This window comes from Micromonospora sp. RTBAU3-60 (assembly GCF_054963695.1).
Window position 1 is genome coordinate 46317 of record NZ_JBUEGB010000020.1, and the last position, 20590, is coordinate 66906.

Below are 20590 nucleotides of genomic sequence, written 5' to 3' on the forward strand. Positions count from 1 at the left end.
GTCGGTCGCAGATCACTCCGGCGGGTTCGTGTCCGGCACCACCGCGAACGTCCAGACCGACTGCCCGACGGCGTCGAGGTCGTAGCTGGGCGATGCCCCCTTCGGGCCGGCCACCGGCAACCCGACCTGTCGCTGGCCGATCACCCGGGCAGTCTCCGCGTCAAACAGCAGAGACATGGTGCGGCCGTCCTCGCCGGCCTGCCCGACGGCCCAGCAGCGCCGCCCGTCAACGTTGACCTCGGACACGGTGAGTTCATCGAGCCCGGCGATCACCCGGTAGAGCCCGACCCGCAGCTCGGGCGAGAGCCGAGGTTCCGACCGAGAGAACATCATGGCGAGGTCCCGGATCGGCCCGCCCTCCGGGAAGAAGTACGGCGGTCGGCTGAAGGAGCCGAAGGTCTCCTTGTCGAGCCGGGCCTCCAGCTCCGCCGGGTCCGTCGGCAGGTCGGCCAGGAAGCGGGGCGTCGGGAAGCCCGGATTGCCGCCGCGGGCGACGATGTTCCGGTTGTCCTCGGCCATGCTGCCCGGTTTGTCCGGGCCGTCGATCGAGGTGTTCTTCCCGTCGAGCCGCTTTCGTAGCGGCATGATCGTCTCACCGTCGAACCAGGTCTCCAGGGTGTGCCGACCGGACGGATCGGTACTTGCGCCCCGCAGCTGCCGCACGTACAGCAGCTGCCCCGCCGGCACGGGAACCGGTTCGATCCGGGCCGCCTTGTCGATGAGCTGGTCCATCACCTGTCGCGGGGTCAGCGGGGTGGGCGGGGTGCGGTGCCGGGGGGTGAGGAGCACCGCCGCGCCGACGGCGAGCACGGCGACCAGGCCGGCGGCGGTCACCGGGACCAGCCAGCGGCGGGACCGCGACCGGCGGGTGGCCAGCCGGCGGGTGATGGTGTGCCAGGTACGGCTGACCGACTCGTCGGTGGGTTCGGGCCGGCCGGGCGGCAGGTCGCGCACCGCCAGCAGGTCGGGGTCGAAGCGGCTCATCGGGCGTCTCCTTCGGCGGCCAGGGCGGCCCGGACCTTGGTCCGGGCGCGGTGCAGGGCGGACTGCACCGAGCCCAGCGGGATGTCCAGGGCGGCGGCGATCTCGGCGTACTCCAGCTCGGCGACGGCGTAGAGCAGCAGCACGTCGCGCTGCCGTCGGGGCAGCCCGGCCAGCACGCCGGCCAGCCGGGCCACGGCCCGTTGGGCGTCCACCCGCTCGGCGGTACGCCGAGACGGGCCCTCCGTCTCCGCGTCGGCCCGGGCGGCTAGCCTCAGCGCGCGCACCTCCACCCGCCGGTGCCGGCGCAGCAGGTTGGTGGCGATGCCGTAGAGCCAGGGCAGCAGCTCGCCCCGGCCACGGTCGTACCGGTCCCGGTGCTCGTAGGCCACCAGGAAGGTCTCCGCCACCACGTCCTCGGCGAGCTGCTCACCGACCCGGCGGGTGCAGTACCGCAGCAGGTCCCGGGCGTACCGGTCGAAGAGGCCGGCCAGGTCGGCGGGATCGGCCCCGCTGGCGGCCGTCGTGGGCATGGTCATACCCCTACTTGCCGCTGGCCCGCCGCTGTGTTCCCGCGGGAGTCAGCGGAAGTGGTCCCAGCCCGTCGGCCCCTCGTACGCGGCACCGTCCACGGTCACCCCGGCGCCCTCGGCCACCCGCCCGATCGGCCGCCAGCCCGCCGGCAGCGTCGCCGCCGCCGGGAAGGTCGCCGCCAGGGCGTGGTCCTCACCGCCGGCCAGGATCCAGGAGTACGGGTCGACGCCGAGCGCCTGGGCCGCGTCGCGCATCTGCCGGGGCACCTCGAACGCGTCCCGGATCAGGTCGATCGCCACGCCGCTGGCCTTCGCCACGTGCCCGAGGTCGGCGAGCAGCCCGTCCGAGACGTCGATCATGGCGGTGGCGCCGTGCCGGGCGGCCTCCGGGCCGGCCGCGTACGGCACCTCGGGGCGGCGATACGCCTCGACCAGCAGCCGGGGTGTCCGGAAACCCCGGGAGAGGACGGTGTAGCCGGCCGCCGCCCAGCCGGTGCGCCCGGCGAGCGCCACCACGTCTCCCGGGCGGGCCCCGGAGCGGACCACCGGCGGTCGGCCGCCCAGGTCGCCCAGGGCGGTCACGGCGATCGTGATGATGGGGCTGGACGACATGTCGCCGCCGACCACGCCCGCTCCGACCAGGGCCGCCTCGGCGCCCAGCCCGTCGGCCAACTCCTCCGCCCAGCTCGTTTCCAGCTCGGCCGGGATGCAGAGGGCGACCAGCAGTGCGGTCGGGGTGGCGCCCATGGCCGTGATGTCGGCCAGGTTGGCGGCCGCCGCTCGGTGCCCGACGTCCCGCGCCCCGGACCAGTCCCGGCGGAAGTGCCGCCCCTCGACCAGCACGTCGGTGGAGGCCACCACCCGCCGGTCCGGCGCCGCGACCACCGCCGCGTCGTCACCGGGCCCGAGCAGGCAGCTCTCCCCGTACGTCAGCCGGGCGGTCACCCGGTCGATCAGCCCGAACTCCCCGACACCCGCGACTGTCATGCCGTCCCCTCGTCGCGCTCACTCGTCACCCGCTCCGCCCACGCCGTGGCCTCGCTCACCGCGTCCGACCGGCCACCGATAGGGATCACGGCTGCTCCGTACGGTAGTTTCACCCTTCGGACCGCCCCAGGCGGCGACAGACGGAGGTCGAGTCGTGGTACAGGCGTACATCCTCATCCAGACCGAGGTCGGGCGGGCGCGTGACGTGGCCGGTCAGATCGCGGACCTTACCGGCGTGGTACGCGTCGACGCCGTCACCGGGCCGTACGACGTGGTCGTTCTCACCGAGGCGAACACCGTCGACGAGCTCGGCAAACTCATCGTCAGCAAGGTGCAGATGGTGCCCGGCATCACCCGCACCCTCACGTGTTCGGTGGTGCGCCTGTAAGTGAACGAGATCACTACCTCTCCCGCTCCGGACGAGACCCGAGCCGCCGACGAGGCCCCGCGCCGGGACCGGAGCAACCGTAGCGCCGCGCTGTGGGCGACCCTGGTCGCGCTGCCCGTGACCCTGGCCGTGGCCGGCTTCACCTTCGCCAAGCTGGCCCCGGACGAGCCGGCCGCCGCGCCGCAGCCGTCGGCGACCGCCGTGCGGCCGCAGTCGACCGCCCCGGTCGAGATGCCCGCCCCGGCCCTGGCCGAGCGGCCGGCGACGCTGTGCCGGGCCCTGCTGTCGCAGCTCCCGCCAAGCGTGCGCGACCTGAAGCAGCGGCCGGTCACCGCCGGCGCCGAGCAGAACGCCGCGTACGGCGACCCGGCGTTGACCGTGGCCTGCGGCGGCACCCCGCCGGTGGTCCAGCCCACCGACGAGGTGTGGACGGTCAACAAGGTCTGCTGGTACCCGGTGCAGGAGGCCGACGCCACCGTGCTGACCACCGTCGACCGGGAGACCCCCGTCCGGGTCCGGCTGCCGAAGCAGTACGAGCAGCCGCTTCAGTGGGTCGCCCCGATCGCCGACGCGGTCGTCGCGGCCGTCCCCTCGGCCAAGACCGCCCCCTCCGGCTGCACCGCCTGACCCGGCACCCGTCGCTGGGCGCTTATACACGGAAAGAGTGGCCTTCCGCGCCGGAACGGCCACTCTTTCCGTGCACCAGGGCGGATTCTGCCGCCCGGCGCGATCGTCTCAGCGGCCGGCGCGACGGAGGGCGGTGCGGATGAGCCGGTTGACCAGCTTCGGATACTCCAGGCCGCTGGCCGCCCACATGCGCGGGAACATCGAGGTCGGGGTGAAGCCCGGCATGGTGTTGATCTCGTTGAGATAGACGTTCAGCTCCGGTGTGACGAAGAAGTCGACCCGGGCCAGCCCCGAGCAGTCCAGCGCGGTGAACGCGCGGGCGGCGTACTCCTGCACCCGGCGGGCGACCGGCTCGGGGAGGTTCGCCGGGACGTCGTACTCGCAGACCTCGTCGGCGTAGATGTACTTGGCCTCGAAGTCGTACCAGTCGCGGCCGCCGATCATCCGCACCTCGGCCAGCACCGACGCCTCCGGGGCGCCGCCGGCCTCCCCCTCCAGCACCCCGCACTCGATCTCGCGGCCGACGACCGCGCCCTCGACCAGCACCTTGGTGTCGATCTCGCGGGCGGTGGCGACCGCCGCGTCGAGCTGGGACCAGTCGTCGACCTTGGTGATGCCGAAGGAGGAACCGGCCCGGGACGGCTTGACGAAGACCGGCAGGCCGAGGCGCTCCTTGTCCTCCTCGGTCATCGTCATCCCGTTGCGCAGCACCACGTACGGGCCGACCGGGATGCCCTCGGCGGCGCAGAGCTTCTTGGTGAACTCCTTGTCCATGGCGGCCGCGGAGGCGAACACGTTCGCCCCGACGTACGGGATGTCGGCCATCTCCAGCATCCCCTGGATGGTGCCGTCCTCGCCGTACGCGCCGTGCAGCACCGGGAAGACCACGTCCACGTCGGCCAGCGCCCGGGGACCCTGCGTCGGGTCGAGCACCATCAGGCCGCCCGCCGCCGGGTCGGCGCGCAGCACCAGCTCCGCGCCCGAGCCGGCGGTAATCTCCGGCAGCTTGCGGTCCTGGATGGCCAGCTGACCCGGGTCGCCGCTGGCCAGCACCCACTGGCCCTGCCGGGTGATGCCGACCGGGACCACCTCGAACTCGTCCGGGTCCAGCGCGGCCAGCACGCTGCCGGCGCTGACGCAGGAGATGCCGTGCTCGGGGCTGCGGCCGCCGAAGACGATCGCCACGCGGGTCTTGCCTGGGGTGGTCACTCCGGTCACCTCTTCGCTCGCGACTGCGGCTGGCCGTGCTCGCCGGGGGCGCTCACCCGGTTGACCTTACTGTGCGTGGCGAGCGCCGGCAGCCGATACCCGGAGACACGGCACCTCGCCGCGCAACCGGTCAACGAACCGTACACGGGGAGTAATCGGACCTCGCGCGGGGCCGGACGGCCGCCCGCCGCCGGGCGGCGCCGCGGCCCGAGGGGTGGGCGGATCGGGCCGCCGGCCGGCTACGCTGCTCGTCCTGTGAGCTCGGATGCCCTCATCGACAGCCTGCTGGCCGCCCTCGACGCCCGCCCCGACGACCTGCCGCTGCGGCTGCACCTGGCGGGGCTGCTGCTCGACGGCGGCCGGGGCGCCGAGGCCATCGCGCACGTGGCGCAGGCGCTCGCCCGGGATCCGGGCAACGCGCAGGCCCAGGCCCTGATGCAGCGGGCGCTCGGCGCGCCCGTACCCCCGGCGCAGCGCGCCGCGTCCGCCGCCCCGCCGGAGGACGACCGCAAGGCGCCGCCGACGTCCGCCGGACCGGCCGGGAACGACCGCCCGGCGCCGCCGGCGTCCGCCGGGCCGGCCGGGGACGACCCGCTGGCCGCGTACGAGCAGGAGCTGGCCGACGTCGTGCCGCCGCGCTTCGCCCGGGCCGGCGACGAGCCGGAGCCGGTCCGCGGCGAGGCCGACCGGGTGTACGACGTGGAGTCCTCCTCGATCCGACTGGCCGACGTGGGCGGCATGGCGGCCGTGAAGGAACGGCTGGAGCTGGCCTTCCTCGGCCCGCTGCGCAACCCGGAGCTGCGCCGGATGTACGGCAAGAGCCTGCGCGGTGGCCTGATGCTCTACGGGCCGCCCGGCTGCGGCAAGACCTTCCTGGCCCGGGCGGTGGCCGGCGAGATGGGCGCGAAGTTCCTGTCGCTGTCCATCGTGGACGTGCTCGACATGTGGGTCGGCAACTCGGAGCGGAACCTGCACGAGCTGTTCCAGGCGGCCCGCCGCAACGCTCCGTGCGTGCTCTTCCTCGACGAGATCGACGCCCTGGGCCACAAGCGGTCGCAGGTCTCCTCGAGCTCGATGCGGACGCTGGGCAACCAACTCCTGGCCGAACTGGACGGCATGGAGGGCGACAACGAGGGCGTCTTCGTGCTGGCCGCCACGAACACCCCGTGGGACGTCGATCCCGCGCTGCGCCGGCCGGGCCGGCTGGACCGGGTGGTGCTGGTGCTGCCGCCGGACGCCGAGGCCCGCGCCGCGATCCTGGAGTACCACCTGCGCGAGCGGCCGATCGCCAACATCGACCTGCGCCGGGTGGTCGCGGCGACCGAGGATTTCTCCGGCGCCGACCTGGCCCACCTCTGCGAGAGCGCCGCCGAGTTCGCGATGGCCGACTCGGTACGCACCGGACAGGTCCGGATGATCGAGCAGCGGGACCTGGAGCGGGCGCTCAAGGAGGTGCGCCCGTCCACCCGGCCGTGGCTGTCCACCGCCCGCAACGTCGCCATGTTCGCCAACGAGGGCGGCGTCTACGACGACCTGGTCGCGTACCTGAAGCGGCGCAAGCTGCTGTGAGGACGGGGCGGGTTCACCCCGGTTGCGGCATGGCCCGGGCGTGACGCCCCACCGCGATGACCTTGACCCGTTGCCGCCCCGCCCGGACCATGCCCAGCGCCATGAAGGCGCCGGCGATCCGGTCCGCCGCCTCCCGGCTGCTCGCGCCGACCACCTGCCGGCGCCGCTCCGGGCTCGTCCGCTCGTTGCGTCCCAGCCCTTCCAGGGGGCGGACGTCGGTGAGGACGACGAGGAATCGGGTCATCCCCGGCCACCCCCGCCCGAGGGGCGGCAGCCCGTCACCGTCATGCGATCCCCTCCCGTGCCCTCGGCGGTAAGGGCACGCGGCGATCGGGTCGTGGGGGAGTGAAAAACCCGATCGCCGCGCGCCCCATCCCCTCCGGTCGCTCACCACCACCGTCGCCACGACAACCGGTGGTGAGGACGCGACCACAGATTGACAGGTTTGCACCCGTGAATGCAACTCTCATCGAGCTTCTCTCATGTCCATCCTCCCGCTAGATGTGCGACCATCGATGCATGGCGCCGAAGACCGCCCGGGCCCGACGGCTCGGCATCGCCCTGCGTACCCACCGGGAGGCCGCCGGCCTGACCCTCGAGGCCGCAGCCGACGAGATCAACAGCACCCGAAGCACCCTGTCCCGGTACGAGAACGCCCAGACGCTGGTCAGCCCGGCCACCGTGCGCGCGCTGCTCACCCTCTACGCGGTCGGCCCCGACGAGATCGCCGCGGCGGTGCAACTCGCCAAGGACGCCCGCAAGCCCGGCTGGTGGGTCTCCTACTCATACCTGCTGGACCGGCGGACCATCGACTTCATCGCCCTCGAGGCGGAGGCGACCGGGATCGCCAACTTCGAACCCTCGGTGGTGCCCGGCCTGCTCCAGACCGCCGACTACATCCGCGGCGTGATGCGCGGCGGCCCGCACACGCTCAGCGACGAGCAGGTGGAGCAACGCGTCCACCTGCGCCTCGACCGGCAGCAGCGGCTCACGAGTGACGATCCGCCGATCCTCGACGCCATCATCGACGAGGGCGCGCTGCTGCGCCCGGTCGGCGACCGGTCCGTGATGGAGGGCCAGCTACGACACCTGCTGAAGATGGCCGAGCTGTCCAACATCACCGTGCAGGTGATCCCTCTCGCCGCGGGCTACCACCGGGGCACCCGGGGCTCGCTGCACATCCTGGAGTTCGCCGACCCCGAGGACCCGATCATCGCCTCGGTCGAGACGGTCGCCGGGCAGATGGTCCTGGACCGGCCGGGCGACCTGCGTACCTGCACCAAGATCATGGAGCACCTGCGGACCGTGGCGCTCAGCCCGGCAGCCAGCCGGGACCAGTTCCTCCGCCTGCTGAACGAGAGGTAGAACGATGAAGGGCACGAACAGCCCCCACCCGGCGGCGACCGGCTGGCGCAAGAGCACCCACAGCGGCGACGAGGGCGCGTGCGTCGAGATGGCGTCGCTGCCCGAGGCGGTCGCGGTCCGCGACTCCAAGGACCCGGCCGGCCCGGTGCTGGTCTTCTCCCCCACCGCCTGGACCGCGTTCACCGACGCGCCGCCACGCGGCTGATCCCGGCCCCACCGGCGCGGCCGGTCGATCGCGGGTCAGCCGGCGACCAGCGCGGCCCGCTCGGTGCCGCCCTCCCGGTGCCGCCCGGCGGCGGAGCCGGCCCGGACCGCCTCCAGCGCCGTGATGGCCACGCCCGCGCCCCGGCCATGTCCCGGTCCGGCACCAGCGCGAAGGTGGCACCGCGCTGCTCGGCGCGGAGCACGTGAGCCCGGCTCGGTCGCGGCTCGCATCGCCCCTGCCCCTACCCCTACCCGACGCTACAAACTTGATGTCGTGAATGGATCGGTGCCGGGCCATCGTCGCGGCTGAATCGTTGACGACATCAAGTTCGTAGCGTCCGTCGGGTGACACCCGGTTCGGCCCGGCGGCAACCCATACACGAGGCGGGCTCTGCCGCCCGCGGGTGGCCGAAGGGCGCGCGCCCGCAAGGCGGCCGGGCGGAACAGGACCGGCGGCCACTCCCGGCAGCCACCGGCCGGCCACTCCCGCAGCACCTGGCCGGTCCCCGCAGCCGCCGGGGCCGAGGGGGTCCCGGCCACCGAACCGATCGGTCGGCAGCGGCGGTGCGCGGCTCAGCCGGGCCGGCGGGCGGTGAGGGCCGTCGCCTCCAGGTCCTCGTCGTGCACCACGGTCGGCACCAGGCCCGCGTCGGCCAGCACCCCGCAGAGCGCTTCGGCCTGACCGGCGCTGGACTCCACGGCCAGGTGCCCACCCGGGGCGAGCCACTCGGCCGCGCCGACCGCGACCCGGCGCAGCACGGCCAACCCGTCCGCGCCGCCGTCCAACGCCACCGGCGCCTCGTACAGCCTCGCCTCCGGCGGCAGCAGCGCCACCGCGTCGCTCGGCACGTACGGGGCGTTGGCCACCACCAGATCCAGCCGGCCCCGCCACTCGGGCGGGACGGGCCCGAACAGGTCGCCCTGGTAGACGGGCACCCCGAGCGGGGCGAGGTTGCGCCGGGCGCAGGCCACGGCGACCGGATCGATGTCGGCGGCGGCCAGCCAGCGCGGGCCGAGCCGGCGGTGCAGCACCAGCGCGGCGGCGCCCGAGCCGCAGCAGAGGTCCAGCACGGCGGGCGCCGGGCCGGCCACCGCCGCCGCGCTGGCGACCAGCAGGGCGGTCCGGCCCCGGGGCACGAAGACCCCGGGGTCGACGGCGACCCGCAGGCCGCAGAACTCGGCCCAGCCGAGCAGTTGCTCCAACGGCAGGCCGGCGACCCGGCGGTCGACCAGGTCGGTCAGCGCCTCGGCCGTGTCGGCGGCGGCCATCAGCAGGTCCGCCTCGTCTTCGGCAAAGACGCAACCGGCGGCGCGCAGCCGGGCGACGAGGGCAGGACGATCGGGAGAGAACGGGGATGGTGCCATGGGATGCCTTTCGGGAACGCTCGTCGGCGCTCCCGGCGTCGCCTAGTCCCGAGGCGGCGCGGACTCGGAGGGAGCGCCGGTCCTTCGCTGGTGGATCGGTGTCACCTCCTCCGGTCGGGGCCCGCGCGGGCCGTGGCTGCCCGTCACCTTAGCGGAGCCGGCGCGGTCAGGCCGCGCTGGTGTCCAGGGCGGCGGCCACGTCGGCCACCAGGTCGGCCGGATCCTCGATCCCGCAGGAGAGCCGGACGAAGCCGGGTGCGGTGTCGTCGCCCCACTGGGCCCGCCGGTCGGCCGTGGTGTGCAGCCCGCCGAACGAGGTGGCGGCGGCGACCAACCGGGACGCGTCCAGGAACCGGGCCACCCGGACGGCGTCGCCCAGGTCGAACGAGAGCACGCCGGGCATCCGTCGCATCTGGACCGAGGCGACCGGGTAGGCCGGGTCCGCCGGCAGCCCGGGCCAGCGCAGGCCGGTGACGTCGGCGCGGCCGGCGAGCAGCCGGGCGAGCGCCTCGGCGTTGGCGGTCTGCCGGGCCAGCCGCAGGTCCACGGTCGCCAGCGAGCGGTGGGCCAGCCAGCAGTCGAACGCCCCGGGCACCCCGCCCGTGGTGGTCCGCCACGCGGTGACCGGGTCGAGCAGTTCGGCGGAGCGGGTCGCCACGTATCCGAGCAGCAGGTCGGAGTGGCCGGTGAGCGCCTTGGTGCCGGAGGCGACCACCACGTCGGCCCCGAGGTCCAGCGGGCGCTGCCCGAGCGGGGTGGCGGTGGTGTTGTCCACCGCGACCAGCGCCCCGGCGGCGTGCGCGGCGGCGGCCAGCGCCGGCACGTCGGCCACGTCCAGGCCGGGGTTCGCCGGGGTCTCCAGCAGCACCAGGCGGACACCCTCGAACGAGGGGTACGACCCGGCGGTCGGCACGAAGCGGACGTGCACCCCGATGCCCTCCAGGGTGGCGGTGGCGAACGCGCGGACCGGGAAGTAGCCGTCGGCGGGGAGGAGCACGGTGTCCCCGGGGCGCAGCAGCGCCAGCAGCAGCCCGGTGATGGCCGCCTGGCCGCTGGCGAAGACCCGGCAGTCCCCGCCCTCCAACTCCCCGACGGCCGCCTCCAGCAGCCGCCGGGTGGGGTTGTCCGGCCGACCGTACCCGTTGGGTGCCGCCGACGGCCCCTGCCACGGGTCGAGATGGTAGGGCGCGGCGAAGACCGGTCCGGGCAGGAACGGCTGCCCGGGCGCCGGCGCCGGCAGCCCGGCGTGCACGCTGCGGGTGCCGTCACCCCAATCGCTCATCGCCATCTCACTCGTACGACTCGGGCTTCGCGGTCCGGCTCATCAGCGCGTCCACGGCGAGCCGCGGGTCCATCCCCTCGTGGCAGATCCGCTCGATCTGCTCGGTGATCGGCATCTCCACGCCGTGCGCGCGGGCCAGGTCCCGGATGGCCAGACAGCTCTTCACCCCCTCGGCGGTCTGCCGGGTGGCCGCCTGGGCCTGCTCGAGGGTCTCCCCCCGGCCCAGGTGCTCGCCGAAGGTGCGGTTGCGGGCCAGCGGCGAGGAGCAGGACGCCACCAGGTCACCCATGCCGGCCAGGCCGGCGAAGGTGATCGGGTCGGCGCCGAGCGCCACGCCCAGCCGGGCGGTCTCGGCCAGCCCGCGGGTCATCAGCATGGCCCGGGTGTTGTCGCCGAAGCCCATCGCCGTGGCGATCCCGTACGCCAGGGCGATGACGTTCTTCACCGCCCCGCCCAGCTCGCAGCCGATCACGTCGTCGTTGGTGTACGGGCGGAAGTACGGCGTCCGGATCGACGACTGGACCAGGGTGGCCCGGCGGCTGTCGGTGCCGGCGACCACGGTGGCGGCGGGCTGCTCGGCGGCGATCTCCGGGGCCAGGTTGGGCCCGGAGACGACCACCACCCGGTCGGCGGGCACACCCGCGGTCTCCATGATCACCTGGCTCATCCGCTTGGTGGTGCCCAGCTCGATGCCCTTCATCAGGGAGACGAGCGTGGCGTCGGGTGCCAGATGGGGGGTCCAGTCGGCCAGGTTGGCGCGCAGCGTCTGCGACGGCACGGAGAGCACCACCACCTCCGCTCCGGCGATAGCCTCCTCGGCGTCCCCGGTCGCGGTGACCCGCTCGGGCAGCCGGACGTCCGGCAGGTAGTCCGGATTGCGGCGCTCGGTGCGGATCGCGTCGGCCACCGACCGCCGCCGCGCCAGGATCGTCACGTCCCGGCCGGCGTCGGCGAGGATCTTGGCGAACGCCGTCCCCCACGACCCCGCCCCCAGCACGGCAACATGACCGGTCATTCACTCACCTCGCGGGTACGCGTACGGGCGGGACGCTCCCAGAGCGGTGGTGGGGTGCCGCCGCGGATCTCGGCGACCAGGTCACGGATCCGCAGCATGATCGTGTCGGTCATCTCCTCGAGGACCGCCCGGGACGGGGTGGCGCCCGCCCAGCGACTCAGGTCGACCGGTGGCCCGGCGACCACGGTCACCGGGGTCCGCGGACGCAGCCGCAAGCGGGCTGTCCGCGGGTCGAACATCTGCTCCGGCCCCCACATGGCGACGGGGATCACCGGCGCGCCGGTGGCCAGCGCCAGCCGGGCCGCCCCGGTCTTGCCCTTCATCGGCCACAGGTCCGGTTCGCGGGTGGTGGTCCCCTCCGGGTAGATCACCACGGCGCCGCCGTCCCGCACGGCGGCGACCAGCTTGTCCAGCGACCTGGCCGCCTCGACCGTGCCGCGCTCCACCGGGATCTGCCGGCACCGGTGCAGGATCCAGCCGATCACCGGCACCCGGAACACGCTGGCCTTGCCCAGGAACTGCGGCCAGCGCCCCGAGTCGTAGATGAAGTGCGCGGAGACCAGCGGGTCGGCGTGCGAGATGTGGTTGGGCACGATGATGAAGCCGCCGTCACGGCGAAGGTGCTCCATGCCCCGCCAGGTGCGCCGCGTCCACACGTTCAGCACCGGCTTGACCAGCACCACGGCCAATCGTGGCCAGAATCCCACCTTCCGCCGCGCCACCCTGTCTCCTCCTCGTGCCCCGACCCACGCACCCACGCCCGCGACGAAATCATGCCTGCTCGCCCTGGGTCCGGCCAGTGAGGGTACCGCCGTCCCACTGGCAGGATGGTCACGTGCCTGAGCCGAGCTGGACCGTGGTGGTGCCGGTCAAGCGCCTTAGGGCGGCGAAGAGCCGCCTGCGGGGCGCGCTGTCCGGCGTACCCCACGAGGACCTGGCGCTGGCCCTGGCGGCCGACACGGTCCGCGCGGTGCGGGCCTGCCCGGCGGTCGCCGAGGTCCTGGTGGTGACCGACGACACGCGGGTGGCGGCGGAGGTGGCGACGGGCGGCGCCCGGGTGGTGGCGGACCCCGCCGCCGGGCTGAACGCCGCCTTCCGGCACGGCGCGGCGGCCGCCGGCCCGCGCGCCGCGGTGGTCGGGCTCACCGCCGACCTGCCGGCGCTGCGCCCGGTCGAGCTGGCCGCGGCACTGCGGGCCGTCCCCGCCGCCCACCCCGGGGTACGCGGGTTCGTGGCCGACGCCCCGGGCACCGGCACCGTGCTGCTCGCCGCGCCGGCCGGCGTACCCCTGGATCCCCGCTTCGGGCCGGGCTCGGCCGCGGCGCACGCGGCCAGCGGGGCCCGCCCGCTGCCCGGTGACTGGCCCACGCTGCGCCGCGACGTGGACACCGCCGCGGACCTGGCCGCCGCCGCCCGACTGGGCCTGGGCCCGCGCACCGCCGCGCTGCTCGGCGCCCGCGCGGCCGCCACCCCCGGCCGACCCGTCCGGTACGGTGCTGGCATGCAGGGCACGGTGGCCACCTACGACGCGGCGACCCGCAGCGGGGTGCTGCTCCTCGACGACGGCACCGAGCTGGCCTTCCCCGCCCGCGCCTTCGACGCCTCCGGGCTGCGGCTGCTCCGGCTCGGGCAGCGGGTCCGGATCGAGCGGGACGCGGCCGGCGAGGTGGTGCGGGTGACGTTGCCGACGATGGCCTGAGCAACCTGCCCCGAGTTCATTTTCCGTTCACCGGAATCGGGGAATCATGAGGGGGTGAGCACCCCTCGCGAGCAGCCCGAGAGCATGCCCCACCTCCTGCACCCGACCGCGCCCCGCAACGGCGCGCCGACCCGCGGCACCGACGGCCGCTTCCGCCGGGTCCGCGCCCCGGAGGAGGACCTGCCCGCCGAGGCGTCCGGCCCCGACTCGGCCGGGCTGGAGGAGTCCCTCGACCCGGTCGAGGGGCCGGGCCCGATGCCGGACGCCGCGCCGCCGGCGGCGCAGCCGCTGCCGGAGGACCGGTTCCTCAACCGGGAGCTCTCCTGGCTCGACTTCAACGCCCGGGTGCTGGCGCTCGCCGAGGATCCGCGCACCCCGCTGCTGGAGCGGGCGAAGTTCCTGGCCATCTTCGCCAGCAACCTGGACGAGTTCTACATGGTGCGGGTGGCCGGGTTGAAGCGGCGTCTCTCCGCCGGCCTGCCGGTACGCGGCGGTGACCGGCTGCCGCTGCGTACCCAGTTGGAGCTGGTCGCGGAGAAGACCGCCGACCTGGCCGCCCGGCACGCCGCCTGCTTCGTCGACGACGTGCTGCCGAGGCTGGCCGAGGAGGACATCCGGATCCTGCGCTGGAGCGACCTGGACGACCCGGAACGGGAACGGCTGCGCACCTGGTTCCGGGAGCACATCTTCCCGGTGCTCACCCCGCTCGCGGTGGACCCGGCGCACCCGTTCCCGTACATCTCCGGGCGGTCGTTGAACCTGGCCGTGTCGGTCCGTGACCCGGACGGCGGCTCCGAGTTGTTCGCCCGGGTCAAGGTGCCGAACAACGTGCCCCGGTTCGTCCGGGTGGCCCGCGACCAGCCGGGCGTGCGGTTCCTGCCGCTGGAGGACCTCATCTCGGTGCACCTCGGGCAGCTCTTCTCCGGGATGCAGGTGGTGGAGTGCCATCTGTTCCGGGTCACCCGCAACGCCGAGGTCGAGGTGGACGAGGACCGTGACGAGGACCTGCTCCAGGCCCTGGAGCGGGAGCTGGCCCGGCGCCGGTTCGGTCCCCCGGTCCGGCTGGAGGTGGCCGCCTCCATCTCCGACCACATGCTGGAGCTGCTCGTCCGCGAGCTGGACATGGACAGCCAGGACGTGCTCCGGGTCCGCGGCCTGCTCGACCTCTCCGCGCTCTGGCAGGTGTACGGCGAGGCCGACCGCCCCGACCTCAAGGACCCGCCGTTCGTGCCGGCCACCCACCCCCGGCTCACCGAGGGCGAGGTGCCCCGCAGCGTCTTCGCCACCCTGCGCGACGGTGACGTGCTGGTGCACCACCCGTACCACTCGTTCGCCACCAGCGTGCAGCGCTTCATCGAGCAGGCCGCGGCCGACCCGGACGTGCTGGCCATCAAGCAGACCCTCTACCGCACCAGCGGCGACTCCCCGATCGTGGACGCGCTGGTCGACGCGGCGGCCGCCGGCAAGCAGGTGGTGGTGCTGGTCGAGCTGAAGGCCCGCTTCGACGAGGTGGCGAACATCGGTTGGGCCCGCACCCTGGAACGCGCCGGCTGCCACGTCGTCTACGGCCTGGTCGGACTGAAGACGCACTGCAAGACCGCCCTGGTGGTACGCCAGGAGGGCAACCAGATCCGCCGCTACTGCCACATCGGCACCGGCAACTACCACCCGAAGACCGCCCGGCTCTACGAGGACTTCGGCATGCTCACCGCCGACCCGGAGATCGGCGCCGACCTGACCGACCTGTTCAACGTGCTCACCGGCTACAGCCGGCAGACCGCGTACCGGCGGCTGCTGGTCGCCCCGCAGGGCATCCGCAGCGGCCTGATCGAGCGGATCGAGCGGGAGATTACCCACGTCCGGCTCGGCATGCCGGGACTGGTGCAGTTCAAGGTGAACGCCCTGGTGGACGAGGAGATCACCGACGCGCTCTACCGGGCCTCCCGGGCCGGCGTCCACGTCGACCTGCTGATCCGGGGCATGTGCACGCTGCGCCCCGGGGTGCCGGGCCTGTCGGAGAACATCCGGGTCCGCTCGATCCTCGGCCGGTTCCTGGAGCACTCGCGGATCTTCCGGTTCGGTAACAACGGCGACGCCGAGTTCTGGATGGGTTCGGCCGACCTGATGCACCGTAATCTGGATCGCCGGGTGGAGGCGCTGGTGCAGGTGAGCGACCCGGTCGCCCGCGCCGAGCTCGACCAGGTGCTGACCGCCGCGTTCAGCCCGGACGTGGACGCGTTCGAGCTGGCCGGGGACGGCAGTTGGAGCCGGCGTACGGGCACGGACGAGGTGCCGCTGACCCACCTGCAGGAGCTGCTGCTGCACCGGGTCGGCGGGACGGCGAGCTGAGCGGGCCACGCCGGGCGCCGACCGGGCATACGGTGAGCGGATGACGGACGACGAGCCGGTGCGGATCCGGGCGGCGGGCGGTGTCGTCTGGCGCCCGGCGGCGGCCGGCGTCGAGGTCTGCCTGGTGCACCGCCCCCGGTACGACGACTGGTCGCTGCCCAAGGGCAAGCTGGATCCCGGCGAGCACCCGTTGCGGGCGGCGGTACGCGAGGTCGCCGAGGAGACCGACGTCCGGGCCGTGCCGCAGGTACGCCTGCCGACGATCCGCTACCGCAGCGAGGGCCGGCCGAAGGCCGTCGACTACTGGTCGATGCGGGCCGCGGCGGAGGGCGGCTTCCAGCCGGACACCGAGGTGGACCAGGTGTGCTGGTTCCCGGTCGACGAGGCGGTACGCCGGGTCAGCTACCCGCACGACGGCGAGGTGGTCGCCGCGTTCGCGGCGCTGCCGCCGGTGACCGCCACGGTGCTGCTGGTCCGGCACGGGCACGCCGGCAAGCGGGGTGCGTGGTCCGGCCCGGACGCCGGCCGCCCGCTGGACGCGCAGGGCTGGGCCCAGGCGCAGGCGCTGGCCGAGCTGGTGGCCGTGGTCCGCCCGGTACGCCTGCTCTCCGCCTCGGCCCGGCGCTGCGTGCAGACCCTCGACCCGGCGGCCGCCCGGCTGGACCTGCCGATCGAGGTGGCCGGTGACCTGGACGAGCCGAAACCCGGCCAGCAGCCGGACGAGTGCGCGCTGGCCGCCGCGGCCCGGCTGACCGAGCTGGCCGAGGCCGGCGACCCGGTCGCGGTGTGCAGCCAGGGCAAGGTGATCCCGGGCATGCTGGAGCGGCTGGCCGGTCGGGCCGGCGACTTCACCACCCCGAAGGGCGGCGGCTGGCTGCTCGCCTTCGCCGGCAGCCGCCTGCTCGCCGCCGACCGGCTCTGAGCCGGGCCGGTGGGCGCTCCTCACCAGATACGCGATGTGGCATCCACCCTGGTCGGATGCCGCCACATCCGCGAGCTGGCCGCCCCGCCAGGGGCCCATGCACGGAAAAGGGCGCCCACCGCGAGCGGTGGGCGCCCTTTCCGGGCCGGTGCGGTCAGCGCCGCGTGGCGGCCTTCTTGGCCGGAGCCTTCTTCGCTGGTGCCTTCTTGGCGGCCGTGGTCTTCTTGGCCGCCGTGGTCTTCTTGGCCGCCGTGGTCTTCTTCGCCGCCGTCGTCTTCTTGGTGGCGGCCGCCTTCTTGGCCGGCGCGGTCTTCTTGGCCGCGGCGGCCTTCTTCGCCGGCGCGGCCTTCTTGGCCGCGGCGGTGGTCTTGGCGGCCTTCGCCGCCGTGGTCTTCTTGGCGGCGCCGGCCGCAGCGGTCTTCTTCGCCGCGGTCGCCTTGGCCCCGGCCGCCTTCGCGCCGGTCGCCTTCGCGCCGGTCGCCTTGGCAGCGGCCGCGGTGATCTTCTTGGCGGCGGCGGTGTTCTTCGGCACCTTGCCGCTGGCCACCATCTCCTTGAAGCCAGCGCCCGGGCGGAAGGTCGGGACGGAGGTCTTCTTGACCTTCACCGCCTCGCCGGTCCGCGGGTTGCGCGCTGTTCGGGCGCCCCGGACGCGCTTTTCGAACGCTCCGAATCCGGTGATCGCCACCTTCTCGCCCTTGGTGACCGCCGCCTGGACCTCAGCGAGGACCGCGTCGAGCGCGGCCGTCGCCGTCTTCCGGTCCCCCAGGCGAACGGCGAGCGCCTCGATGAGCTCGGCCTTGTTCACGACTTCCTCCCGATTGTGCAACTGACTCGACGCGAGCCATTCTGCGCGCACGGTATGCCCTGTGCTGCCGGGACACAAACATTCGGTGGAAAAAAGGCCTTGTGTCGTAACGGATTCGCCCCCACCGGCGAACCGGTGGGGGCGAAAACCGCTGTGCGCTCCGGTCTCCGGCTACGCCACGGAGGGCAGGAACGACGGCCGGGACGCCTCGTACGCACCGATCTCGGCCTCGTGCCGGAGGGTGAGTCCAATGTCATCCAAGCCCTCCATCAGCCGCCAGCGGCTGTGGTCGTCCAGCGGGAAGGCCCAGGTGGCATCCCCGGCGCGGACCTGGCGGGCGGTGAGGTCGACCGTGATCGGGGTGGTGGGGTCGGATTCCACCAGATCCCAGAGTTCCGCCACGGCTTTCAATTCCAGCTCGACCGGAAGGAGACCTTCCTTCAGCGCGTTGCCGCGGAAGATGTCACCGAAGCGGGGAGAGATCACCGCGCGGAAGCCCCAGTCCCGCAGGGCCCAGACGGCATGCTCCCGGGAGGAGCCCGTACCGAACTCGGGGCCGGCGATGAGAATCGACGCGCCCGAATGGGCGGGATCGTTGAGAACGAATGCCGGATCCTCCCGCCACGCACTGAAGAGCCCGTCCGCGAAACCGGTCCGGGTCACCCGCTTGAGGTACACGGCGGGGATGATCTGATCGGTGTCCACGTTGGACCGGCGCAGCGGCACGGCGGTGCCGGTGTGGGTGGTGAACTTGTCCATCTCTCGGCTGCCCTTCTACAGGTCGGCGGGGGCGGCCAGCCGGCCGACCACGGCGGTGGCGGCGGCGACCGGCGGGGACACCAGGTGGGTGCGCCCGCCCCGGCCCTGGCGGCCCTCGAAGTTGCGGTTGGAGGTCGAGGCCGAGCGCTGGCCCGGCGACAGGGTGTCCGGGTTCATCCCGAGGCACATGGAACAGCCGGCGAAGCGCCACTCGGCGCCGGCGTCGGTGAAGACCTTGTCCAGGCCCTCCGCCTCGGCCGCCTCGCGTACCGCGGCGGACCCGGGGACCACCAGCATGCGTACGCCGTCGGCCACCTGGTGTCCGCGCAGCACGTCGGCGGCGGCGCGGAGGTCCTCCAGCCGGCCGTTGGTGCAGGAGCCGACGAAGACCACGTCGACGGCCAGGTCGCGCAGCGGGGTGCCGGCCTTGAGGTCCATGTATTCCAGGGCCCGGCGGGCGGCGGCCCGCTCCGGCTCGGTGACGAACTCCTCCGGGTCCGGCACGGCGGAGCCCAGCGGGGCGCCCTGCCCGGGGTTGGTGCCCCAGGTGACGAACGGCGTGATCCGGCTGGCGTCCAGGGTCACCTCGGCGTCGAAGGTCGCCCCCTCGTCGGTGGGGAGCGTCCGCCAGTACGCCACCGCGGCGTCCCAGTCGGCTCCCTGCGGCGCGTTCGGCCGCCCCTTCAGGTACGCGAAGGTCGTCTCGTCCGGCGCGATCATGCCGGCCTTGGCGCCCCACTCGATCGACATGTTGGCGATCGTCATCCGCCCCTCCATGGAGAGGTTGCGGATGGCCTCGCCCCGGTACTCGACGATGTGGCCGCGCCCACCGCCGGTGCCCACCTGGGCGATCAGCGCCAGCACCAGGTCCTTGGCGGTGACGCCGGGGGCGAGCTGGCCGGTGACGTTCACCGCCATGGTCTTCGGCCGGGCCTGCGGCAGCGTCTGGGTGGCCAGCACGTGCTCCACCTCACTGGTGCCGATGCCGAACGCGAGCGCGCCGAAGGCGCCGTGGGTGGCCGTGTGCGAGTCGCCGCAGACGATCGTCGTGCCCGGCTGGGTGAGCCCCAACTGTGGGCCGATGACGTGCACGATGCCCTGGTTCTCGTCGCCGAGCGGGTGCAGCCGGACGCCGAACTCGGCGCAGTTGCGGCGCAGCGTCTCGATCTGGGTGCGGGAGGTGGGGTCCGCGATCGTGAGCAGGTCGCCGCGCCGGGAGCGGAACGCCGGGTCGTCGTACCCGGTCGGGGTGTTGTGGTCCTCGGTCGCGATCGTCAGGTCGGTGCGGCGGACCCGGCGCCCGGCCAGGCGCAGCCCGTCGAACGCCTGCGGGCTGGTGACCTCGTGGAGCAGGTGCAGGTCGATGAAGAGCAGATCCGGCTCGCCGTCGGCGGAGCGGACGACGTGCGCGTCCCAGACCTTCTCGGCCAGGGTCCTCGGTTGAGTGACTCCCACCATCTGGACATCCTAAATTCTGGGAGGTAAATTTCGGCTTGTGGGACACAGTATGAGCGGTGTCGGCGTTCTCGACAAGGCGGTGGTCATCCTGGCCGCCTGTGTCGACGGCGCCAGCCTGGCCGAACTCGTTGAACGCACCAAGCTGCCCCGGGCCACCGCGCACCGGCTGGCACAGGCTCTGGAGATCCACCGGATGCTGGTCCGGGACACCCAGGGACGCTGGCGCCCGGGCCCCCGGCTCGGCGAGCTGGCGAACGCCGCGCCGGATGTCCTGCTCACCGCGGCCGAGCCGCTGCTCTCCGCGCTGCGCGACGCCACCGGCGAGAGCGCCCAGCTCTACCTGCGCCGCGCCGACGAGCGCATCTGCGTGGCCGCCGCCGAGCGGGCCAGCGGCCTGCGGGACACCGTGCCGGTCGGCTCGGTGCTGCCCATGACGGCCGGTTCGGCGGCGCAGATCCTGCTCGCCTGGGAGCCGCCCGAGGCGGTCATGCCGCTGCTGCCCCGATCGAAGTTCACCGGCCGCACCCTGGCCGAGGTACGCCGCCGAGGCTGGGCGCAGAGCGTCGCCGAGCGGGAGGCGGGTGTGGCGAGCGTCTCGGCACCCATCCGCGACCGCACCGGGCGGGTGATCGCCGCGATCAGCATCTCCGGCCCGATCGAGCGCCTCGGCCGCCGCCCCGGCGAACGCCACGCCATGGCCGTCGTCCGCGCCGGCCAACGCCTCTCCGGCCTCTGACCCACCCCCTGGTCTCCGCTGGCTGGCTCTGCGCGTTGATCAAGAGGTTTGCGTCACGGATCCCGCTGTCCGAGACGCAAACTTCTTGAGCGCCACGCGGGGCCTGGATGGCAGCGGGCGGCCAACGACCGCGGACGCGGCGGTGGCCGAGGCGGCGGTCGCCCGAGGGCTGGACGGGCCGGGGGACCAACGAACGGCGAACGGCCCGCCCCACGAGTTGGGACGGGCCGTTGGCGTTGGTAGCCCCGACCGGATTCGAACCGGCGCTACCGCCTTGAGAGGGCGGCGTCCTGGGCCGCTAGACGACGGGGCCAGGCACTTTTCCTGCTTCACC

The 20590-nt window shown here is 73.8% G+C and carries 20 protein-coding genes, 1 tRNA gene and 1 pseudogene; 9 read left to right on the forward strand and 13 right to left on the reverse strand.

The window, feature by feature from the left end; all coding sequences use genetic code 11:
• Positions 1 to 12 precede the first annotated feature (12 nt).
• Genes ACY34I_RS20745 through ACY34I_RS20755 form a run of 3 tightly spaced genes read right to left on the reverse strand, consistent with a single transcriptional unit; the run spans position 13 to position 2501 of the window.
• On the reverse strand, positions 13 to 984 hold the full coding sequence (locus ACY34I_RS20745) for a hypothetical protein (RefSeq protein ID WP_462756646.1): 972 nt from the start codon (positions 982 to 984) through the stop codon (positions 13 to 15).
• On the reverse strand, positions 981 to 1514 hold the full coding sequence (locus ACY34I_RS20750) for an RNA polymerase sigma factor (RefSeq protein ID WP_462756647.1): 534 nt from the start codon (positions 1512 to 1514) through the stop codon (positions 981 to 983). The genes ACY34I_RS20745 and ACY34I_RS20750 overlap by 4 nt, the downstream gene beginning before the upstream one ends.
• 48 nt (positions 1515 to 1562) lie before the next feature.
• Positions 1563 to 2501, reverse strand: a complete 939-nt coding sequence (locus ACY34I_RS20755; protein WP_462756649.1) for a thiamine-phosphate kinase — start codon at positions 2499 to 2501, stop codon at positions 1563 to 1565.
• Between the two features lie 154 nt (positions 2502 to 2655).
• Here ACY34I_RS20755 and ACY34I_RS20760 point away from each other — a divergent pair, with 154 nt between their 5' ends.
• Positions 2656 to 2889 carry an Lrp/AsnC ligand binding domain-containing protein gene (locus ACY34I_RS20760; protein ID WP_148797835.1) on the forward strand — a complete coding sequence of 78 codons (234 nt, stop codon included), beginning with the start codon at positions 2656 to 2658 and terminating at the stop codon, positions 2887 to 2889.
• Between the two features lie 9 nt (positions 2890 to 2898).
• Positions 2899 to 3516, forward strand: coding sequence for a DUF3515 family protein (locus ACY34I_RS20765; protein WP_462756705.1), 618 nt, complete (start codon positions 2899 to 2901; stop codon positions 3514 to 3516).
• A 108-nt stretch (positions 3517 to 3624) separates the two neighbouring features.
• On the opposite strand, the gene ACY34I_RS20770 is transcribed toward ACY34I_RS20765, so the two are convergent.
• Positions 3625 to 4725, reverse strand: coding sequence for a D-alanine--D-alanine ligase family protein (locus tag ACY34I_RS20770; protein ID WP_462756651.1), 1101 nt, complete (start codon positions 4723 to 4725; stop codon positions 3625 to 3627).
• Between the two features lie 255 nt (positions 4726 to 4980).
• On the opposite strand from ACY34I_RS20770, the gene ACY34I_RS20775 reads away from it, so the two are divergent.
• The gene (locus ACY34I_RS20775; protein WP_462756652.1) at positions 4981 to 6294 is read left to right on the forward strand and encodes an ATP-binding protein; all 1314 of its coding nucleotides are present in this window, start codon (positions 4981 to 4983) and stop codon (positions 6292 to 6294) included.
• A gap of 13 nt (positions 6295 to 6307) precedes the next feature.
• Here ACY34I_RS20775 and ACY34I_RS20780 read toward each other — a convergent pair whose 3' ends face one another.
• Positions 6308 to 6538 carry a hypothetical protein gene (locus ACY34I_RS20780; protein ID WP_462756653.1) on the reverse strand — a complete coding sequence of 77 codons (231 nt, stop codon included), beginning with the start codon at positions 6536 to 6538 and terminating at the stop codon, positions 6308 to 6310.
• Positions 6539 to 6813: 275 nt separating this feature from the next.
• On the opposite strand from ACY34I_RS20780, the gene ACY34I_RS20785 reads away from it, so the two are divergent.
• Entirely contained in the window at positions 6814 to 7659 is an 846-nt protein-coding gene (locus tag ACY34I_RS20785) for a helix-turn-helix domain-containing protein (RefSeq protein WP_462756654.1), read from the forward strand.
• A gap of 4 nt (positions 7660 to 7663) precedes the next feature.
• Complete coding sequence (locus ACY34I_RS20790) at positions 7664 to 7864, forward strand: DUF397 domain-containing protein (RefSeq protein WP_462756655.1); 201 nt, start codon at positions 7664 to 7666, stop codon at positions 7862 to 7864.
• A gap of 572 nt (positions 7865 to 8436) precedes the next feature.
• Here ACY34I_RS20790 and ACY34I_RS20795 read toward each other — a convergent pair.
• The 4 genes from ACY34I_RS20795 to ACY34I_RS20810 all read right to left on the reverse strand — a co-directional run bounded on the left by ACY34I_RS20795 (position 8437) and on the right by ACY34I_RS20810 (position 12247).
• Positions 8437 to 9228: a putative protein N(5)-glutamine methyltransferase gene (locus tag ACY34I_RS20795; protein WP_462756656.1), complete on the reverse strand. Its 792-nt coding sequence runs from the start codon at positions 9226 to 9228 to the stop codon at positions 8437 to 8439.
• Positions 9229 to 9394: 166 nt separating this feature from the next.
• Positions 9395 to 10510 carry a cystathionine gamma-lyase gene (locus ACY34I_RS20800; RefSeq protein WP_462756657.1) on the reverse strand — a complete coding sequence of 372 codons (1116 nt, stop codon included), beginning with the start codon at positions 10508 to 10510 and terminating at the stop codon, positions 9395 to 9397.
• Positions 10511 to 10517: 7 nt separating this feature from the next.
• Complete coding sequence (locus ACY34I_RS20805; RefSeq protein ID WP_462756658.1) at positions 10518 to 11525, reverse strand: NAD(P)H-dependent glycerol-3-phosphate dehydrogenase; 1008 nt, start codon at positions 11523 to 11525, stop codon at positions 10518 to 10520.
• On the reverse strand, positions 11522 to 12247 hold the full coding sequence (locus ACY34I_RS20810) for a lysophospholipid acyltransferase family protein (protein WP_462756659.1): 726 nt from the start codon (positions 12245 to 12247) through the stop codon (positions 11522 to 11524). Before ACY34I_RS20810 ends, ACY34I_RS20805 begins: the two co-directional genes overlap by 4 nt.
• A 113-nt stretch (positions 12248 to 12360) precedes the next feature.
• Between ACY34I_RS20810 and cofC the strand changes: the two are divergent.
• The 3 genes and pseudogenes from cofC to ACY34I_RS20825 form a co-directional block, all read left to right on the forward strand.
• A pseudogene (gene cofC, locus ACY34I_RS20815) lies at positions 12361 to 13011 on the forward strand (2-phospho-L-lactate guanylyltransferase); the annotation flags it as partial.
• A gap of 267 nt (positions 13012 to 13278) precedes the next feature.
• Positions 13279 to 15573: an RNA degradosome polyphosphate kinase gene (locus tag ACY34I_RS20820; RefSeq protein ID WP_462756661.1), complete on the forward strand. Its 2295-nt coding sequence runs from the start codon at positions 13279 to 13281 to the stop codon at positions 15571 to 15573.
• A 40-nt stretch (positions 15574 to 15613) separates the two neighbouring features.
• A complete protein-coding gene (locus ACY34I_RS20825; protein WP_462756662.1) occupies positions 15614 to 16495 on the forward strand; it encodes an NUDIX hydrolase in 882 nt (293 codons plus the stop codon).
• Between the two features lie 154 nt (positions 16496 to 16649).
• On the opposite strand, the gene ACY34I_RS20830 is transcribed toward ACY34I_RS20825, so the two are convergent.
• The 3 genes from ACY34I_RS20830 to leuC all read right to left on the reverse strand — a co-directional run bounded on the left by ACY34I_RS20830 (position 16650) and on the right by leuC (position 19520).
• Positions 16650 to 17303 carry an HU family DNA-binding protein gene (locus tag ACY34I_RS20830; RefSeq protein ID WP_462756663.1) on the reverse strand — a complete coding sequence of 218 codons (654 nt, stop codon included), beginning with the start codon at positions 17301 to 17303 and terminating at the stop codon, positions 16650 to 16652.
• A 171-nt stretch (positions 17304 to 17474) separates the two neighbouring features.
• Positions 17475 to 18062 (reverse strand): 3-isopropylmalate dehydratase small subunit, encoded by a 588-nt coding sequence (gene leuD / locus ACY34I_RS20835; RefSeq protein ID WP_148797849.1) that lies wholly within the window; start codon positions 18060 to 18062, stop codon positions 17475 to 17477.
• 15 nt (positions 18063 to 18077) lie between these two features.
• Positions 18078 to 19520, reverse strand: coding sequence for a 3-isopropylmalate dehydratase large subunit (gene leuC, locus ACY34I_RS20840; protein WP_462756665.1), 1443 nt, complete (start codon positions 19518 to 19520; stop codon positions 18078 to 18080).
• Positions 19521 to 19569: 49 nt separating this feature from the next.
• Here leuC and ACY34I_RS20845 point away from each other — a divergent pair, with 49 nt between their 5' ends.
• Positions 19570 to 20256, forward strand: coding sequence for an IclR family transcriptional regulator (locus ACY34I_RS20845; protein ID WP_148797851.1), 687 nt, complete (start codon positions 19570 to 19572; stop codon positions 20254 to 20256).
• Between the two features lie 237 nt (positions 20257 to 20493).
• Here ACY34I_RS20845 and ACY34I_RS20850 read toward each other — a convergent pair.
• Positions 20494 to 20569: transfer RNA gene (locus ACY34I_RS20850), tRNA-Glu, on the reverse strand.
• Positions 20570 to 20590: the final 21 nt, after the last annotated feature.

What these genes read in the sequence shown, in the direction of transcription:
- ACY34I_RS20785 (WP_462756654.1), top strand. Translation starts at nt 6,814, where the DNA reads ATGGCGCCGAAGACCGCCCGGGCCCGACGGCTCGGCATCGCCCTGCGT.
- ACY34I_RS20795 (WP_462756656.1), bottom strand. Translation starts at nt 9,228, where the DNA reads ATGGCACCATCCCCGTTCTCTCCCGATCGTCCTGCCCTCGTCGCCCGG.
- ACY34I_RS20780 (WP_462756653.1), bottom strand. Translation starts at nt 6,538, where the DNA reads ATGACCCGATTCCTCGTCGTCCTCACCGACGTCCGCCCCCTGGAAGGG.
- ACY34I_RS20825 (WP_462756662.1), top strand. Translation starts at nt 15,614, where the DNA reads ATGACGGACGACGAGCCGGTGCGGATCCGGGCGGCGGGCGGTGTCGTC.
- ACY34I_RS20790 (WP_462756655.1), top strand. Translation starts at nt 7,664, where the DNA reads ATGAAGGGCACGAACAGCCCCCACCCGGCGGCGACCGGCTGGCGCAAG.
- ACY34I_RS20845 (WP_148797851.1), top strand. Translation starts at nt 19,570, where the DNA reads ATGAGCGGTGTCGGCGTTCTCGACAAGGCGGTGGTCATCCTGGCCGCC.
- leuD (WP_148797849.1), bottom strand. Translation starts at nt 18,062, where the DNA reads ATGGACAAGTTCACCACCCACACCGGCACCGCCGTGCCGCTGCGCCGG.
- ACY34I_RS20755 (WP_462756649.1), bottom strand. Translation starts at nt 2,501, where the DNA reads ATGACAGTCGCGGGTGTCGGGGAGTTCGGGCTGATCGACCGGGTGACC.
- ACY34I_RS20745 (WP_462756646.1), bottom strand. Translation starts at nt 984, where the DNA reads ATGAGCCGCTTCGACCCCGACCTGCTGGCGGTGCGCGACCTGCCGCCC.
- leuC (WP_462756665.1), bottom strand. Translation starts at nt 19,520, where the DNA reads ATGGTGGGAGTCACTCAACCGAGGACCCTGGCCGAGAAGGTCTGGGAC.
- ACY34I_RS20800 (WP_462756657.1), bottom strand. Translation starts at nt 10,510, where the DNA reads ATGAGCGATTGGGGTGACGGCACCCGCAGCGTGCACGCCGGGCTGCCG.
- ACY34I_RS20750 (WP_462756647.1), bottom strand. Translation starts at nt 1,514, where the DNA reads ATGCCCACGACGGCCGCCAGCGGGGCCGATCCCGCCGACCTGGCCGGC.
- ACY34I_RS20805 (WP_462756658.1), bottom strand. Translation starts at nt 11,525, where the DNA reads ATGACCGGTCATGTTGCCGTGCTGGGGGCGGGGTCGTGGGGGACGGCG.